Source organism: Serratia sp. ME47 (genome assembly GCF_903970925.1).
Lineage (GTDB): Bacteria > Pseudomonadota > Gammaproteobacteria > Enterobacterales > Enterobacteriaceae > Serratia > Serratia ureilytica.
Map to the genome: position 1 here is coordinate 53,085 of NZ_CAJCKE010000013.1, position 16,025 is coordinate 69,109.

At 61.6% G+C, this 16,025-nt stretch carries 13 protein-coding genes, 4 tRNA genes and 1 other RNA gene; 7 read left to right on the plus strand and 11 right to left on the minus strand.

The window, feature by feature from the left end; all coding sequences use genetic code 11:
- Positions 1-35 precede the first annotated feature (35 nt).
- Entirely contained in the window at positions 36-1,421 is a 1,386-nt protein-coding gene (locus H7A77_RS14370) for an ethanolamine ammonia-lyase subunit EutB (protein ID WP_033643955.1), read from the plus strand.
- A complete protein-coding gene (gene eutC, locus H7A77_RS14375; RefSeq protein WP_072627220.1) occupies positions 1,418-2,209 on the plus strand; it encodes an ethanolamine ammonia-lyase subunit EutC in 792 nt (263 codons plus the stop codon). Before H7A77_RS14370 ends, eutC begins: the two co-directional genes overlap by 4 nt.
- On the opposite strand, the gene H7A77_RS14380 is transcribed toward eutC, so the two are convergent.
- The gene (locus H7A77_RS14380; RefSeq protein ID WP_033652550.1) at positions 2,188-3,090 is read right to left on the minus strand and encodes a LysR family transcriptional regulator; all 903 of its coding nucleotides are present in this window, start codon (positions 3,088-3,090) and stop codon (positions 2,188-2,190) included. The two genes, eutC and H7A77_RS14380, sit on opposite strands and share 22 nt — an antisense overlap.
- 449 nt (positions 3,091-3,539) lie before the next feature.
- Here H7A77_RS14380 and budA point away from each other — a divergent pair, with 449 nt between their 5' ends.
- The 3 genes from budA to H7A77_RS14395 all read left to right on the plus strand — a co-directional run bounded on the left by budA (position 3,540) and on the right by H7A77_RS14395 (position 7,767).
- Positions 3,540-4,319, plus strand: a complete 780-nt coding sequence (gene budA, locus H7A77_RS14385) for an acetolactate decarboxylase (protein ID WP_182074340.1) — start codon at positions 3,540-3,542, stop codon at positions 4,317-4,319.
- A gap of 32 nt (positions 4,320-4,351) precedes the next feature.
- Positions 4,352-6,037, plus strand: a complete 1,686-nt coding sequence (gene alsS, locus H7A77_RS14390; RefSeq protein WP_033643950.1) for an acetolactate synthase AlsS — start codon at positions 4,352-4,354, stop codon at positions 6,035-6,037.
- Positions 6,038-6,180: 143 nt separating this feature from the next.
- On the plus strand, positions 6,181-7,767 hold the full coding sequence (locus H7A77_RS14395; protein WP_182074341.1) for an ABC transporter substrate-binding protein: 1,587 nt from the start codon (positions 6,181-6,183) through the stop codon (positions 7,765-7,767).
- Between the two features lie 28 nt (positions 7,768-7,795).
- Here the strand turns inward: H7A77_RS14395 and H7A77_RS14400 are convergent, their stop codons facing one another.
- The 4 genes from H7A77_RS14400 to fepB all read right to left on the minus strand — a co-directional run bounded on the left by H7A77_RS14400 (position 7,796) and on the right by fepB (position 11,939).
- Entirely contained in the window at positions 7,796-8,602 is an 807-nt protein-coding gene (locus H7A77_RS14400; protein ID WP_004936408.1) for an ABC transporter ATP-binding protein, read from the minus strand.
- Positions 8,603-8,623: 21 nt separating this feature from the next.
- Positions 8,624-9,661 (minus strand): iron-enterobactin ABC transporter permease, encoded by a 1,038-nt coding sequence (gene fepG / locus H7A77_RS14405; RefSeq protein WP_182074342.1) that lies wholly within the window; start codon positions 9,659-9,661, stop codon positions 8,624-8,626.
- On the minus strand, positions 9,661-10,716 hold the full coding sequence (gene fepD, locus H7A77_RS14410; protein ID WP_072627226.1) for a Fe(3+)-siderophore ABC transporter permease: 1,056 nt from the start codon (positions 10,714-10,716) through the stop codon (positions 9,661-9,663). The genes fepG and fepD overlap by 1 nt, the downstream gene beginning before the upstream one ends.
- Before the next feature lie 215 nt (positions 10,717-10,931).
- Complete coding sequence (gene fepB / locus H7A77_RS14415) at positions 10,932-11,939, minus strand: Fe2+-enterobactin ABC transporter substrate-binding protein (RefSeq protein ID WP_182074343.1); 1,008 nt, start codon at positions 11,937-11,939, stop codon at positions 10,932-10,934.
- Between the two features lie 216 nt (positions 11,940-12,155).
- Between fepB and H7A77_RS14420 the strand changes: the two genes are divergently transcribed.
- On the plus strand, positions 12,156-12,566 hold the full coding sequence (locus tag H7A77_RS14420; RefSeq protein WP_071883572.1) for a GNAT family N-acetyltransferase: 411 nt from the start codon (positions 12,156-12,158) through the stop codon (positions 12,564-12,566).
- 84 nt (positions 12,567-12,650) lie between these two features.
- Here the strand turns inward: H7A77_RS14420 and H7A77_RS14425 are convergent.
- The 5 genes from H7A77_RS14425 to H7A77_RS14445 all read right to left on the minus strand — a co-directional run bounded on the left by H7A77_RS14425 (position 12,651) and on the right by H7A77_RS14445 (position 13,227).
- A non-coding RNA gene (locus H7A77_RS14425) (RtT sRNA) lies at positions 12,651-12,775 on the minus strand.
- 75 nt (positions 12,776-12,850) lie between these two features.
- Positions 12,851-12,926: transfer RNA gene (locus tag H7A77_RS14430), tRNA-Lys, on the minus strand.
- Between the two features lie 7 nt (positions 12,927-12,933).
- A tRNA-Val gene (locus H7A77_RS14435) sits at positions 12,934-13,009 on the minus strand.
- A gap of 38 nt (positions 13,010-13,047) precedes the next feature.
- Positions 13,048-13,123: transfer RNA gene (locus H7A77_RS14440), tRNA-Val, on the minus strand.
- Between the two features lie 28 nt (positions 13,124-13,151).
- A tRNA-Val gene (locus tag H7A77_RS14445) sits at positions 13,152-13,227 on the minus strand.
- 294 nt (positions 13,228-13,521) lie between these two features.
- Between H7A77_RS14445 and gltX the strand changes: the two genes are divergently transcribed.
- A complete protein-coding gene (gene gltX, locus H7A77_RS14450) occupies positions 13,522-14,937 on the plus strand; it encodes a glutamate--tRNA ligase (protein ID WP_033643946.1) in 1,416 nt (471 codons plus the stop codon).
- A 66-nt stretch (positions 14,938-15,003) separates the two neighbouring features.
- Here gltX and H7A77_RS14455 read toward each other — a convergent pair whose 3' ends face one another.
- Positions 15,004-15,789 carry a formate/nitrite transporter family protein gene (locus tag H7A77_RS14455; protein ID WP_182074344.1) on the minus strand — a complete coding sequence of 262 codons (786 nt, stop codon included), beginning with the start codon at positions 15,787-15,789 and terminating at the stop codon, positions 15,004-15,006.
- Between the last annotated feature and the right edge of the window lie 236 nt (positions 15,790-16,025).

Below are 16,025 nucleotides of genomic sequence, written 5' to 3' on the forward strand. Positions count from 1 at the left end.
CTTTTATCTCGTCACTCAGGGCAAGGGAGGGGGCTATGTATCAGGCAACGTTGGGCCAACGCGGCTATCGTTTCGGCGGCCTGCGCCAGCTGATGGCGAAAGCTTCGCCGGCGCGTTCCGGCGATTATCTGGCGGAGGTGGCGGCGGAAAGCGCCGAAGAGCGCATGGCGGCGCGCATCGCGCTGGCGGATGTGCCGCTCAAGGCGTTCCTGCAGCAGCCGCTGGTGCCGTACGAGCAGGACGAGGTGACGCGCTTGATCATCGATAGCCACGACGCCGCCGCCTTTGAGCCCATCTCGCACCTCACGATCGGCGATTTTCGCGACTGGTTGCTGAGCGAGCAGGCGGACAGCGCCATGCTGGCGCAGGTGGCCGCCGGCATTACGCCGGAGATGGCGGCGGCAGTAAGCAAGATCATGCGCAATCAGGATCTGATCCTGGTGGCGAAGAAATGCCGGGTAGTGACGCGCTTTCGCAATACGATTGGCCTGCCGGGCCACCTCAGCGTGCGGCTGCAGCCCAATCACCCGACCGACAGCCTGCAAGGCATCGCCGCCAGCATGCTGGACGGTTTGCTGTACGGCAGCGGCGACGCGGTGGTCGGCATCAATCCGGCCAGCGACAGCCTGCCGCTGCTGGAAAAACTCAACTACATGCTGGACGATGTGATCCAGCGCTTCGCCATACCCACCCAATCCTGCGTGCTGACCCACGTGACCAACACGCTGCGGCTGATGGAGCGAGGCGCGCCGGTGGATCTGGTGTTTCAGTCGATCGCCGGTACCGAAGCGGCCAATCGCGGTTTCGGCATCAGTCTGGCGCTGCTGGCGGAGGCGCAGCAGGCGGCGCTGAGCCTCAAGCGCGGCACGTTGGGCGATAACGTGATGTACTTCGAAACCGGGCAGGGCAGTTGCCTGTCGGCTAACGCGCATCACGGCGTCGATCAGCAGACCTGCGAGGCGCGCGCCTATGCGGTGGCGCGGCATTTCTCACCGCTGCTGATCAACACCGTGGTGGGGTTTATCGGCCCTGAATACCTGTATGACGGCAAACAAATTATCCGCGCCGGGCTGGAGGATCACTTCTGCGGCAAGCTGCTCGGCCTGCCGCTGGGCTGCGATGTCTGCTACACCAACCATGCCGAGGCCGATCAGGATGATATGGACACGCTGCTGACGCTGTTGGCCGCTGCCGGGCTGACGTTCCTGATCGGCGTGCCGGGCGCGGACGACATCATGCTCAATTACCAAAGCACCTCGTTCCACGACGCGCTCTATATCCGCGAGCTGCTGGGGCTGAAGCACGCGCCGGAGTTCGCCGCCTGGCTGGCGGCGATGAACATCACCGATGAACGCGGACGGCTGCGCGACGCCGCCGCCAATCACCCGCTGTTGCTGGCGCTGCAGGGAGAACGGACATGAGCAAACCGGTTCACGTCAACAGTTGGGACGCGCTGCGCGCCTTTACCGACGCGCGCATCGCGCTGGGGCGCACCGGCGCCAGTCTGCCGACCGACGAGCTGCTGCGCTTCGGCCTGGCCCATGCCCAGGCGCGCGACGCGGTGCATCAGCCATTCGAGAGCGAACGGCTGGCGGCGGATCTGCACGATGCCGGTTGGCCCACGCTGGCGGTGCACAGCCAGGCCGTTGACCGCGCCGCCTATCTGCGCCGTCCGGATCTGGGGCGGCGATTGGCGCCGGACAGCCGCCGCCTGCTGCTCGGCGTGCCGCCGCGCCGGACCGATCTGCTGCTGGTGGTGGCGGATGGCCTCTCTTCCAAGGCGGTGCACCGCCAGGCATTGCCGCTGCTGCAGGCGCTGCGGCCCTATCTCGATACGTTGGGGCTGGCGATCGCGCCGGTGGTGTTGGCGCATCAGGCGCGAGTGGCGCTGGGGGATGAGATCGGCGAGTGCCTGCAGGCCCGGGCGGTGGCGGTGCTGATCGGCGAACGGCCGGGGCTGTCGTCGCCGGACAGCCTGGGGGTTTATCTGACCTGGGAGCCGAACGCGCGCAGAAGGGACTCAGAGCGCAACTGCATCTCCAATGTGCGGCCGGAGGGGCTGGATTATCCGCAGGCGGCGTTCAAATTGGCCTGGCTGCTGGAACAGGCGTGCCGGCGAAGGCTGACCGGCGTCGAACTGAAAGACGAGAGCGACAACCCGGCGCTGCGCGGCCGCGTCACCCCGCTTTACGCCCAGTTGGGCGGTTGACCGATGGTTTGCTGCAGCAGGGCGGTGAAGGCCGCCAGGCGGGCGGACACTTTCGCCACCGGCCGCAGCAGATAGATGCCTTGCTGTTCATGGCGCGGATCTTCCAGCATCTGCACCAGCCGCCCATGTTGCACGTCCGGCCCCACCACCCAGTTGGGCAGAAAGGCGATGCCGAGGCCGAGCAGCGCCGCCTGACGCTGCGCGGTGAAGTCATCGCAACGCAGCGCCATGGTGCAGCGGTTCATCAACGCCGCGTCGAGGATCTGCGCCCAGCAGGCCGGCTGTTGTTTGTGGTAGCGGGCGATCAGCCGGTGCTGCGGCAGCGCCTCCAGATCGCTCGGCAGGCCATAGCGGGCGACGTAGCCGGGGCTGGCGCACATCACCCAGCGTTGGGTGGCGATGCGGCTGGCGTACAGCGCGCTGTCCTTCTGCTCGCCGATGCGGATGGCGGCGTCCAGCCGTTCCTGGGTCGGATCGGTCTGGCGTTCGGTCAGATCGAGATCGACCCACAGCTGAGGGTAACGTTCCGCCAGCGTCGGCAGCAGCGGCAGCACATAGGTTTTGCCGAAGGTCGGCAGGCAGCTGATGCGCAGCGTGCCCTGCGGCGTTTCGTTCAGCGCGTTCAGCTCGGCGCGAATGCCGGTAATGTCCGTCATCAGCGCGGCGGCGCGTGCCAGCAGCAGCTCGCCGGCGTCGGTCAGCAACAGGCCGCGGGTGGAGCGCACGAACAGCGTCGCGCCGAGCGCGCTTTCCAACGCATCGATATGGCGCACCAGCGAAGAAGGCACCATACCCAGCTGGCGCGCGGCGGCGGAAAAGCTGCCCAGGCGGGCCACGTCGAGAAAGATTGGCAGATGTTCTACATAGCGGGCGTCATTCATTTTTGCATTATATGCAAAAGCGTTTCTTATGAATACCCGCTTCTCTGTTGGCGATGCTGCGGCTACTCTGATTGCGGGTTGACGACGGGCTTCAGCGCCGCCGCATCCCGGCCGTATAGAGAGAAAACGCATAAACCTCGCGGCGTTTAGCACCAAATAGCAGATGTTTTTCCCAGGCTGCGTGAGCCGCCTGTGGCGTTGATTGTCGCTCCAACACCAGATTAACCGTTCAATTTGATATCCGACTCAACCTTAATGATTAGTGAGTCTTTACTTTCACTTATCTTCTTGTTGTTTCTGGATATCGGCCGGCCAGCCGTGCCGGTTTTTTTGTCACCTCAGGCTGAATCGTTCCAACTGATGAACGCGCCTGAGGGGCATCTTGGCCCGCCGTCGGCGGGTCTTTTGAACGCGTGGAACCGCAGTTCCGCGCTGGTGGAGGAGTCAGCATGAACGAAAAACACGGGTGTTCCTGTGCGCGCCATTTGGCGCAGGGTTTCGCCAGGCAGTCGATCAACGCCGGGGAGGGCGAAATCTATCAAATCTCGCTGATGAGCGCGCTCATCGACGGGGTTTATGAAGGGGAGACCACCATCGCCGAATTGCTGAAACACGGCGATTTCGGCCTCGGCACCTTCAATCATCTGGATGGCGAACTGATCGCGTTCGATCAGGAAATACACCAGCTGCGCGCCGACGGCAGCGCCCGCCCGGCCGGTTTGCAACAGAAAACCCCTTTCGCCGTCGTCACCTTTTTCCAGCCCAGCGTCAGCCAGCAATTCGATCGGCCGATCACCAAGGCGCAACTGCACCAATGCATCAATGAACAGGTCGCCTCGCCGAACCTGTTCTGCGCGGTGCGGGTCGACGGTGAGTTCAGCCATGTCGAAACCCGCACCGTGCCGCGTCAGGAACGGCCTTACCGCCCAATGCTGGAAGCGATAGAAGAGCAGCCGACCTTCTCGTTCCATCAGCGGCGCGGCACGCTGGTCGGCTTCCGCTCGCCCGATTACATGCAGGGCATCGGCGTGGCCGGCTATCACGAACACTTCGTTACCGACGACCGCAGCGGCGGCGGCCACGTGCTGGATTACCAGCTCGATCATGGCCGCCTGCAGTTCGGCGTCATCACCCGTCTCAATCTTCAGTTGCCGCATGATGCGGATTTCTTGCGCGCCAACCTCTGTCCAGAGGATTTGGATCGCGCGATTCGTTCCGCCGAGGGCTAATCCCGGCGATCGTTTTCTTAGGAGGTGGAACCATGGCACAGGAAAAAACAGGCAATGACTGGCAATGCGGCGCCGACTTGGTGGTGAAAAACCTGGAAGCGCAGGGCGTCAAACACGTTTTCGGCATTCCGGGCGCCAAGATTGACCGGGTGTTCGATTCGCTGGAAGATGCGCCGTCGATCGAAACGGTAGTGGTGCGCCATGAGGCCAACGCGGCCTTTATGGCGGCGGCGGTCGGCCGCCTGACCGGCAAGGCGGGGGTGGCGCTGGTCACCTCCGGGCCGGGCAGCTCCAACCTGATCACCGGGCTGGCAACCGCCACCTCGGAAGGGGATGCGGTGGTGGCCTTCGGCGGCGCGGTGAAGCGCGCCGACAGCCTGAAGCAGACGCACCAGAGCATGGATACCGTCAGCATGTTCCGGCCGGTGACCAAGTACTGCGCCGAAGTGCATGCCGGTTCGGCGATTTCCGAGGTGATCGCCAACGCCTTCCGCCGCGCCGAGTTCGGCCGGCCGGGGGCGTCGTTCGTCAGCCTGCCGATGGATATCGTCAATGAGCCGGTCACGGCGCCGGTGCTGGCGGGCTGCCGCTTGCCGCGCATGGGGGCCGCGGCGGCGGACGACATTCAGGCGGCGGTGAAACTGATCCGCCAGGCCAAATGCCCGGTGCTGCTGCTGGGTTTGCAGGCCAGCCGGCCGGAGAACAGCGAGGCGGTGCGCCATCTGCTGTACCGCACCCATATGCCGGTGGTCGGCACCTATCAGGCGGCGGGGGTGATTGACGTCAATCACTTTGCCCGTTTCGCCGGCCGCGTCGGCCTGTTCAACAACCAGCCGGCCGATCAGCTGTTGCAAAAGGCCGATCTGGTGGTCAGCGTCGGCTACGATCCGATCGAATACGATCCGTGCATGTGGAACAGCCACGGGCGGCTGAAGCTGGTGCATATCGACGTGCTGCCGGCGGACATCGATACCTGCTATCGGCCGGACGTCGAGCTGGTGGGCAACATCAGCGCCACGCTGAACATGATGACCGAAGCGTTCAATGAGGCGGTCTGCGTCCCGGCGGAGGTGGAACTGATCCTGACCGATCTCGGCCGCCAGCGCGCCGAATTGGCGGAACGCGCCGCGCGCCGCGGCGGCATGCCGATCCATCCGTTGCGCATCGTCAAGGAGCTGCAGGACATCGTCAGCGACGACGTGACGCTGTGCGTGGACATGGGCAGTTTCCACATCTGGATAGCCCGCTATCTTTACAGCTTCCGCGCTCGCCAGCTGTTGATCTCCAACGGCCAGCAAACCATGGGGGTAGCGCTGCCGTGGGCCATTGGCGCGGCGCTGGTGCGCCCCGGCGATAAGGTGGTGTCAATCTCCGGCGACGGCGGCTTCATGCAGTCGAGCATGGAGCTGGAGACCGCGGTGCGGCTGAAAAACAACATCGTGCACGTGATCTGGGTCGATAACGCTTACAACATGGTGGAAATGCAGGAAGTGAACAAATACCAGCGCAAATCCGGCGTGGAGTTCGGGCCGATCGACTTCAAGGCCTACGCGGAATCCTGCGGCGCGGTCGGTTTCGCCGTGCAGTCGGTGGAAGATCTGCGGCCGATGCTGCGCAAGGCGATGGAGATCCAGGGGCCGGTGGTGGTGGCCATTCCGGTCGACTACGCCGATAACTATAAGCTGATGGCGCAGATGAACTTCAGCCAGATGATTTAATTTCATCATCCTCGCGCCGTTTCACCGGGGCAGGCCGCTTGCGCGCCTGCCCGTTTTTATGCGCGGAATTTGTCCTTTACATCGCTAATTGCATGATTTATTGCTATCCATTCGGCTGTTTTTTCACCACTGGGGATAGCGCAATGAAAAGAAAAGCAATAACGATCGGGATGCTGGCGTTGGCGATTGCCGGCGGCGCGCGGGCCAATACGCTGGTCTACTGTTCCGAAGGCTCGCCGGAAGGCTTCAACCCGCAGCTGTTCACCTCCGGCACCACGGTAGACGCCAGTTCGGCGGCGATCTACAACCGGCTGGTGGATTTCAAACCCGGCACCGTCGAGCTGCAACCCAGCCTGGCGGAAAGCTGGGAGGTGAGCGAAGACGGCAAGCGCTATACCTTCCATCTGCGCAAGGGCGTGGCATTCCAGAGCAATAAATATTTTACGCCCACCCGCGATTTCAACGCCGATGACGTCATCTTCTCGTTTATGCGCCAGAAGGACGCCAACAACCCGTATCACAAGGTCTCCAATGGCGCCTACACCAACTTCGAGTCGATGGAGTTCGGCACGCTGATTGACCGGATCGTCAAGGTGGATGACCACACCGTGCGCTTTGAGCTCTCCCGCGCCGAGGCGCCGTTCGTCGCCGATCTGGGCATGTATTTCGCCACCATTTTATCGGCGGAATATGCCGACGCGATGCTGAAGGCCGGCACGCCGCAGCGGGTGGACAACGATCCGATCGGCACCGGGCCGTTCCAGCTGGTGCAGTACCAGAAGGACGCGAAAATCCTCTATAAGGCGTTCGACCGCTACTGGGAAGGCAAGCCGAAGCTTGATCGGCTGGTGTTCTCGATCACGCCGGATGCGGCGGTGCGTTACGCCAAGCTGCAAAAGAACGAATGCCAGGTGATGCCGTTCCCCAATCCGGCGGATCTGGCGCGCATGCGGCAGGACGGCAACATCCAGGTGATGGAAAAATCCGGCTTGAATATCGGCTTCCTGGCGTTCAACACCCAGAAGAAACCGTTGGATAACGTTAAGGTGCGCCAGGCGTTGGCGCTGGCGGTCAACAAGCCGGCGATCATCGACGCGGTGTTCCACGGCGCCGGTCAGCCGGCCAAGAACCTACTGCCGCCGGCTCAATGGGGCAGCAACGCGCAGCTTGAAGACTACCCGTATTCACCGGAGCGGGCGAAGCAGCTGTTGCAGGAGGCCGGGCTGGGGCAGGGCTTCGACATCGATCTGTGGGCGATGCCGGTGCAGCGGCCCTATAACCCCAACGCCAAGCGCATGGCGGAGATGATCCAGGCCGACTGGGCCAAAATCGGCGTGCGCGCCAAAATCGTCACCTTCGAGTGGGGCGAGTATTTACAGCGGATTAAAAACGGCGAACACCAGACCGCGCTGATGGGCTGGACCACCGCCAACGGCGATCCGGACAACTTCTTCGGCCCGCTGTTCACCTGCGCTTCGCTCGGCGGCTCCAACTCGGCGAAATGGTGCTATAAACCGTTCGACCAGCTGATCCTGCAGGCGCGTGAGGAGAACGATCACGCCAAACGGGTGGCGATGTATCAGCAGGCGCAGGTGATGATGCACGATCAGATGCCGGCGTTGATGATTGCGCACTCGACTATCTTCGAACCGGTGCGCAAGGAAGTGAAAGGCTACGAGATAGACCCGTTCGGCAAACACATTTTCAAACAGGTGTCGCTGGAGAAGTAACGACAAGGCCGGGTTAACCCGGCCTTTTTCATGCCTGCGGCGCGTCGCAGTGATAGCGGCCGCGCGGGATCACCAGCGGCGTGTGGGACAGCGGATCGTCGATGATCATGCACGGCATGCCGAACACCCGCTCCACCAGTTCGGCGGTAATGATCTCCGCCGGTTTCCCTTCCGCCACGATCTTGCCATCGCGCATGGCAATGATGTGATCGGCATAGCGGCAGGCGTGGTTGAGATCGTGCAGCACCGCGATCAAGGTTTGACCGCGCTCGCGGTTGAGCTGGCGGAACAGATCCAGCAGCTCGATCTGGTGCGCGATGTCCAGATACGTCGTCGGTTCATCCAGCAGCAGCAGCGGCGTTTGCTGCGCCAACGCCATCGCTACCCAGACGCGCTGACGCTGCCCGCCGGACAGCTCGTCGACGCTGCGATCCGCCAGTTGGCTGACGTTGGTGGCCGCCATGGCGGCTTCCACCGCCTGTTTGTCGGCCTGTGTCCACTGTTTCAGCAGGCTCTGGTGCGGATAGCGGCCGCGCGACACCAGGTCCGCCACGGTGATGCTGTCCGGTGCGATCGAGGTTTGCGGCAGCAGGCCAAGCTCGCGCGCCAGCGCCTTGGTGGCGAAACTGCTGATGTTCTTGCCGTCCAGCATCACCTCGCCGGCGCTGGGTTTCAGCAGGCGGCACAGGGCGCGCAACAGCGTCGATTTGCCGCAGGCGTTCGGCCCGACGATCACCGTAAAGGCGCCGTCGGGGATCGCCACGCTCAGATCGTCAGCGATGATTTTATTGTCGTAGCCCAGCTTCAGGTGCGAGGCGTGCAGGCGGTGGCTCATGGCATTATCACTCTTCATTATCTATCTGCGGGCCTCACGGATGAGCAGCCAAATCAGGTACAGGCCGCCGATGCAGACGGTCACGATCCCGACCGGCAGTTGGATCGGCGCGAAAAGATGTTGGGACACCACGTCGGCGCCGAGCAGCAGCGCCGCGCCCATCAGCGCCGAGGACGTCAGGGTGACCGAGGATTGCCCGGCCAAGCGGCGGGCGATTTGCGGCGCCGCCAGCGCGATAAAGGAAATCGGCCCGGCGGTGGCGGTGACGGCGGCGGTGAGGGTGACGCCGAACAGCATCAGCCACAGCCGGCTGCCTTCGGCGTTCACGCCCAGCGCGCGCGCCGTGTCGTCGCCCATTTCCAGCAGCTGCAGCCGTTTGCCCATCAACAGCGCGGCCGCGGCCGCCAGCAGGATGAACGCCGTGGCGGGCTGGGCTTTCTGCCAGGTCATGCCGTTGAGCGAGCCGGCCTGCCACATGGCGGCGTCCATGGCGCGCTCGAGCGAGGCGGTGATGATCAGCCAGGTATTGGTGGAGACCAGCACCGCGCTGATGGCGATGCCGACGATGATCAGCCGGAAGCCGGCGATGCCTTGCCGCCAGGCCAGCAGGTAGATGGCCAGCGCGGCGAGAATGCCGCCGGCCAACGCGCCGCCGGCGATGTAGTAATAGCCGCCGTTGAACAGGGTGATGGCGATCAGCGCGCCGGTGTAAGCCCCCATGTTAAAGCCAATCACGTCCGGGCTGCCGAGCGGGTTGCGGATAATCGACTGGAAGATGGCGCCGCTCATGCCGAGCGCGGCGCCTAACAGCAGCGCCATGGCGATGCGCGGCAAGCGCCATTGGGTGACCACGGTGACCAGGTTTTTCGGCGCCTCGCCGGTCAGCGCGGCAAAAACCTGCTCCAGCGAAAGTGGCAGCGTGCCGTAGCACAGGGCGGCGACGGCCATCGCCAGACACAGCGCCAACAGTGAAAGGTTGACCAGCAGCAGGCGCAGCGGCAGGCGCCCGTTGATGACGCCGTCCGGGCGGCCGATATGCAGCGTGTGCGGCAGACTCATCACAGACCCCCCAGCGTTTTCTTGCGGCGCACCAGCCAGATCAGCACCGGCGCGCCGATGAAGGCCGCCACGATGGAAACCCGCAGCTCACCGGCCGCCAGCAAGCGGCCGACCACGTCGGCGCACAGCAGTAAAATCGGCGCCAGCAGCATGGAGTAGGGCAGGATCCAGCGTTGGTCGGGGCCGACCCACCAGCGGGCGATATGCGGCACCATCAGGCCGATGAAACTGATCGGGCCGACGGTGGCGGTCGCCGCGCCGCACAGCAGCGTAATGGCGAGCACTGCGATCGCCTGAGTCAGCACTACGCGCGCGCCGAGCGCGATAGCCAGATCTTCCCCCATGCCGATGGTATTCAGCGGCCGGGCGATGAGTAGCGTCAGCAGGCAGCCGAGCAAAATGGCGGGGGCGGTCACCGGCAGGGTGGCCAGCGTGCGGATATCCAGCGTGCCGGCCTGCCAGAAGCGCAGTTGGTCGAAGGTTTGCGGATCGATCAGCGACAGCCCGGTGGTGATGCCGAGCAACACCGCGCCGATCGCCACGCCGGCCAGCGTCAGCCGCACCGGGTTGATGCGCCCGCCCGCCAGCGTGCCGATCAGGTAGACCAGCAGGGTGGTGAGGGCGGCGCCGACAAAGGCATAGGCCATATAGCTTTCGGTGGTGGCGGCGCCGAAAAACATGATGCCGATCACCACGGCGAAGCTGGCGCCGGCGTTGATGCCGAGCACGCCGGGATCGGCCAGCGGGTTGCGCGTCAGCGCCTGAATCAGCGCGCCGGCGGCGCCGAGCGCCATGCCGGCCAAAATGCCCGCCAGCGTACGGGGCACCCGGGCGTTGAGAATGATGGTGCTGTCGGAGCCGCTCGCGGCGCCCTGTAGGCTGAGCCAGACGGTATGGAAGGGGATGGCTTTGGAACCCAGCATCAGGCTGGCAATGATGCACAGCAACAACAACGCCAAGCCGATACCGAACCCGGCGATGCGTTTGAAGCCACTGGCGTAAGCTGCGTGCGGTGCGGACGAAAGCGTCCGCTCAGTCGGAGTGGGTACGTTCACACCGGTAACTCCTTTATGATTTTTATTCTCATTGTTATTTGCGTTCGTGAAGGGCGCCAATAGTAACACGAGTTTACGCCCGCATGCACCCGCCGGTTGGTGGCGAAGGCGCGTGGACGATGTTAATAACTATTGATATTTCAATTGATTGAATGTGAATGGTTGCCCCGTTTGCGAAAAGCGTCGGCAGGGGACTGGCCTGCCGACGGCGTGATTCAGGGCTTTTTGAACAGCCGTTCGATTTGGTTCAGCATGTTGGTGGCGCTGTAGTAATCGAGGCGGAAGGTATCGTTGCCGACGGCGTAGACGTGCCGCTGTTCCACCGGCTCCAGATGTTTGAGGAACGGGTTGGCCAGCACCTCTTGCACTTTGCGCTCATTGGTGGCGAACAGGATCAGGGTTTTGCCGTTCAGGCCTTCGGCCATTTTTTCGCCGGAGATCTGGATGATGTCATGGCGTTTACCCATGCTGGCGTTGCCTTTGGCGCTTTCCGGCGGGGTAGCCAGCTGGAAACCGAGCTGGGTCAGCAGCTTGCCTTGGGCGGAGCCCGGCGTCCACAGCATGGCTTCGCGGCCGTTGTCGGCATACACCAGCGGCGTGGTCGGCTGCGGCGGCAGGGTAATCGCCTGCTTCACTTGTTCCACGCGCTGCTCGAAACGATCTTCCGCCTGTTTGGCGCCGGCTTCGTGACCGGTGATCTCACCGAGCTCGCTGGCCAGCTGTTGCCAGCTTTTGTCGCCGTAATCGAGCACCAGCGTCGGCGCAATGGCGGACAGCTGATCGTACAGCTTCAGCGCCGAATCACCGCCGGTCGCGGCGACGACGATCAAATCCGGCGCAGCGGCGGCGACGGCTTCGGCATTGGGTTCCACCTGATACAGCCGTTCGACGTGGCGCTGTTTGGCCACTTCGCTCCATTGGGTAAAGAAGCCTTGTTGATCGGCCACCAGGGGATTTGGGCTGGTGGCGGCGCTGGCGACCACCGGGGCGTCGATAGCCAGTAACGTGCCGGTGATGGTGACGCTGGTGGATACGATGCGCTGCGGCGGTTTTTCCAGCGTGAACTTCCCTTTGGCGCTATCGATGGTGCGCGGCCAACTGCTGTCGGCAGCGGGGGCGGACGGTTTCTGCCCGTCGCTCTTGTCGTCCGGGCCGCAGCCGCTGAGCAACAGGCTGGAAGTGGCGATGAATGCAATTAACAGCTGACGTAAGGATAGGGTCATGAGCGGGCTCTTTCTTTCCTTGCACAAAGGCGTATCAATCCGCGTGCGGATCGCTGGGGAGTGTTTGCCCGCTAATTTACCATTCAAGCCGTCAAAATGATAACCATTCGTATCTCGTGTTTCCCAGGCAACCGCAGGCAGCTTTAACGAGGCCTGTCCATAATAGAGAGATGATAGAAGTTTCCTGTTTCGACTTAATCGATTAAGAGGGGGCGTATGGTTCGGGATGTTGAGTTTCGAACGGATCCTCATCCGGCTTTTCCTGTGTTGAACGAGCTATGGTTATCCGCTTGGGGAGAACCGCTACCGGCTGACATGCCGGCGATATTATCCCGCAGTTTGGCCCATATCGGCGCTTACGCAGAAGATGTGATGATTGGATTTGTGAATGTGGCTTGGGACGGTGGCAAGCACGCGTTTATTTTAGATACCTGCGTCCATCGTCATTATCAACGGCAGGGGGTGGCGACCGGGCTGGTTCAAGCGGCGATAGCGATCGCAAAAATGCGTGGAGCAAGCTGGCTGCACGTCGATTACGAACCCCATCTGACCGGTTTTTATTGCGGGTGCGGTTTTCGCCCTACCGCTGCAGGTTTAATTGATCTGACAAAGGGCCATGGCGGATGAGCGTTCACTGACGAGAGATAAAGAGGGCTGTATAATACGGTCTTTAGAAACGAAAAAAGCGCCAAAAGGCGCTTTTTTCTGAATTGGTGGGTCGTGCAGGATTGATTCGGCCTGTGGCCTCACCCTGCGGGCAACGCTGCGCGTTGTCGTATCGCTGCGCGATGCTCGAACCTGAACGCAGGATCTCACCCGCACGACTCAGTGGGCCATGTCAGTAAGAAGATAAAAGCAGATTCAGATGGCGCAGAAACGAAAAAAGCGCCAAAAGGCGCTTTTTTCTGAATTGGTGGGTCGTGCAGGATTCGAACCTGCGACCAATTGATTAAAAGTCAACTGCTCTACCAACTGAGCTAACGACCCGCAGAAGTGGTGGGTGATGACGGGCTCGAACCGCCGACCCCCTCCGTGTAAAGGAGATGCTCTACCAACTGAGCTAATCACCCACTTCAGGACTTCCAGGCACTGCTAAACGAGAGAATGATGGTGGGTGATGACGGGCTCGAACCGCCGACCCCCTCCGTGTAAAGGAGATGCTCTACCAACTGAGCTAATCACCCTCATTCGTTCTCATTTTTCTCAACAAGATGGTGGGCGATGACGGGCTCGAACCGCCGACCCCCTCCGTGTAAAGGAGATGCTCTACCAACTGAGCTAATCGCCCCGTCTTGTTGGAGTCGCATTATAGGGATAGTTCAAAGTGAGTCAACGGTTTTTAAAATGATTTCAATCGTTCGCCGCAAATTTAGGCAGGGCGCGATAATTATCGCCAACGGCGCCGATTCTTTGCGCAACGCTATGCGAAACTCGCCGCAAAACGCGCGAAATCGACCGGCGCAATATCGTGTCGGCGTTGAGGAATTAGCGCGTGGTGATACAATGTCGTCCACTCTTTTTTCAATTCCGAGCAATCGTCGGCCATCGCCGACACGCGTTGCGTAATAAGGCAGTGAACCCAATGAAAATCAAAACCCGTTTTGCACCGAGCCCGACCGGCTATCTTCACGTCGGCGGCGCGCGTACCGCACTTTATTCCTGGTTGTTCAGCCGCCATGCGGGCGGTGAGTTCGTTCTGCGTATCGAAGATACCGATCTGGAACGCTCTACCCAGGACGCGATCGACGCAATTATGGATGGCATGAACTGGTTGAACCTGGATTGGGATGAAGGCCCGTACTTCCAGACCAAGCGTTTCGATCGCTACAACGCGGTCATCGACGAAATGCTGGAGCAGGGCACGGCCTATAAATGCTATTGCTCCAAGGAACGCCTGGAAGCGCTGCGCGAGAAGCAGATGGAAAACGGCGAGAAGCCGCGTTACGACGGCCACTGCCGCGACAGCCAGTGCAGCCACACCGACGACGAGCCGCACGTGGTGCGCTTCCGCAACCCGCAGGAAGGGTCGGTGATCTTCGACGATAAAATTCGCGGCCCGATCGAATTCAGCAACCAGGAGCTGGACGATCTGATCATCCGCCGCACCGACGGTTCGCCAACCTATAACTTCTGCGTCGTTGTCGATGACTGGGACATGGAAATCACCCACGTGATCCGTGGCGAAGACCACATCAACAACACCCCGCGCCAGATCAACATTCTGAAAGCGCTGGGCGCGCCGGTGCCGGAATACGCGCACGTGTCGATGATCCTCGGCGACGACGGTAAAAAGCTGTCCAAACGTCACGGCGCCGTGGGCGTGATGCAGTACCGCGACGACGGCTATCTGCCGCAGGCGCTGCTGAACTACCTGGTGCGTCTGGGCTGGTCCCACGGCGATCAGGAGATCTTCTCCATCGACGAGATGAAAGAGTTCTTCACGCTGGAAGCGATCAACAAATCCGCCAGCGCGTTCAACACCGAGAAGCTGCAGTGGCTGAACCACCACTACATCAACCATATGCCGGCGGAAGAAGTGGCGGTGCATCTGGCATGGCACGTTGAGCAACTGGGCATTGAAACCCGCAACGGGCCGGAACTGAAGGACATCGTCAAGCTGCTGGGCGAGCGCTGCAAGACGCTGAAAGAGATGGCGGAGTCTTGCCGTTACTTCTACGAAGACTTCAGCGAGTTCGACGCCGACGCCGCCAAGAAGCACCTGCGTCCGGTCGCGCGTCAGCCGCTGGAAGCGGTGCGCGCCAAGCTGGCCGCCATCACCGTCTGGACGCCGGAAAACGTGCACGACGCCATTCAGGGCACGGCGGATGAGCTGGGCGTCGGCATGGGTAAAGTCGGCATGCCGCTGCGTGTCGCGGTGACCGGCGCCGGCCAGTCGCCGGGCATGGACGTGACCGTGCATGCGATCGGCCAGAAGCGTTCGCTGCAGCGTATCGATATGGCGCTGGCTTACATCGCCGAGCGTGAAGCCCAAGCCTGATTAGGCTGATACGCCTTAAAGAAAAAGCCCCGTGGAGCGATCCCGGGGCTTTTTTATTGCGCTTTGTCAGGCTTGTTCGCTAGCCGGCAAACCCGGACGGTAGGCGAGGAAATACATCAACCCGACAAAGCCGGCGCCGCCCAGCGCATTGCCGAGAAATACCGCGACGAAATTAGGCAGATACTGCTCCCAGCCCATGCCGCCGGCAAAGATGGCCGCCGGGATGATGAACATATTCGCCACCACGTGCTGGAAGCCGATGGCGACAAAAGCCATGACCGGGAACCACATGCCGATCACTTTGCCCGGCACATCTTTGCTGGCGAAGGCTAACCACACCGCCAGGCATACCAGCCAGTTGCAGCCGACGCCGGAAATGAAGGCGTGCAGGAAGTCCGCATCCACTTTGGCCTGCGCGATCGCCAGCGTCTTATGTGAAAACGCGCCTTCGGTCAGGCCCAGCAGGTGGCCGAAGAAGTAGGCGACGGCCACGCTGCCGGCGAAGTTGGCCAGGGTGACCCAAAACCAGTTGCGCAGCACGGCGATGGCGGGAATTTCACGGGCGAACCAGGCCATTGGCAAGGTCATCATGTTGCCGGTCAGCAGTTCGCCGCCGGCCAGAATGGTCAGGATCAAACCGATAGGGAAGACCGCGGCGCCCAACAGCGCGCCGAAAGAGCCCCATTCGGCCGGCAGGGTGCCGATGACGTGAATATCCAGCAGGAAGCCGGTGGCGATAAAGGCGCCGGCGAGAAAGCCCAGAATCAGCAGATTAGCGAGAGGGGCGCGGCTTTTGTTTACCCCGGCCTGAACGGCGAGGGCGGCGATTTCTTTTGGTGAATGCAAAGACATGACGGACTCGGTTTATAGTAATAAAGTTTATGGCGCGGGCAGTCTATGCCGCTCGGGAGCCCGACTCAAGCGCATTTCGCTAACATTCCGTTAATTAAAAATCAACGTGATATGCAGGGTCTTTTGCCATTTTGAGAAGTAGCGCGCAAAATGGATGAACTCTGCGCAAAGTGATGATTTTTTGGCGCCAAAGATGCTGATTTGGCGGCTTTTTCAACGCTTGATTCAGTAATTCA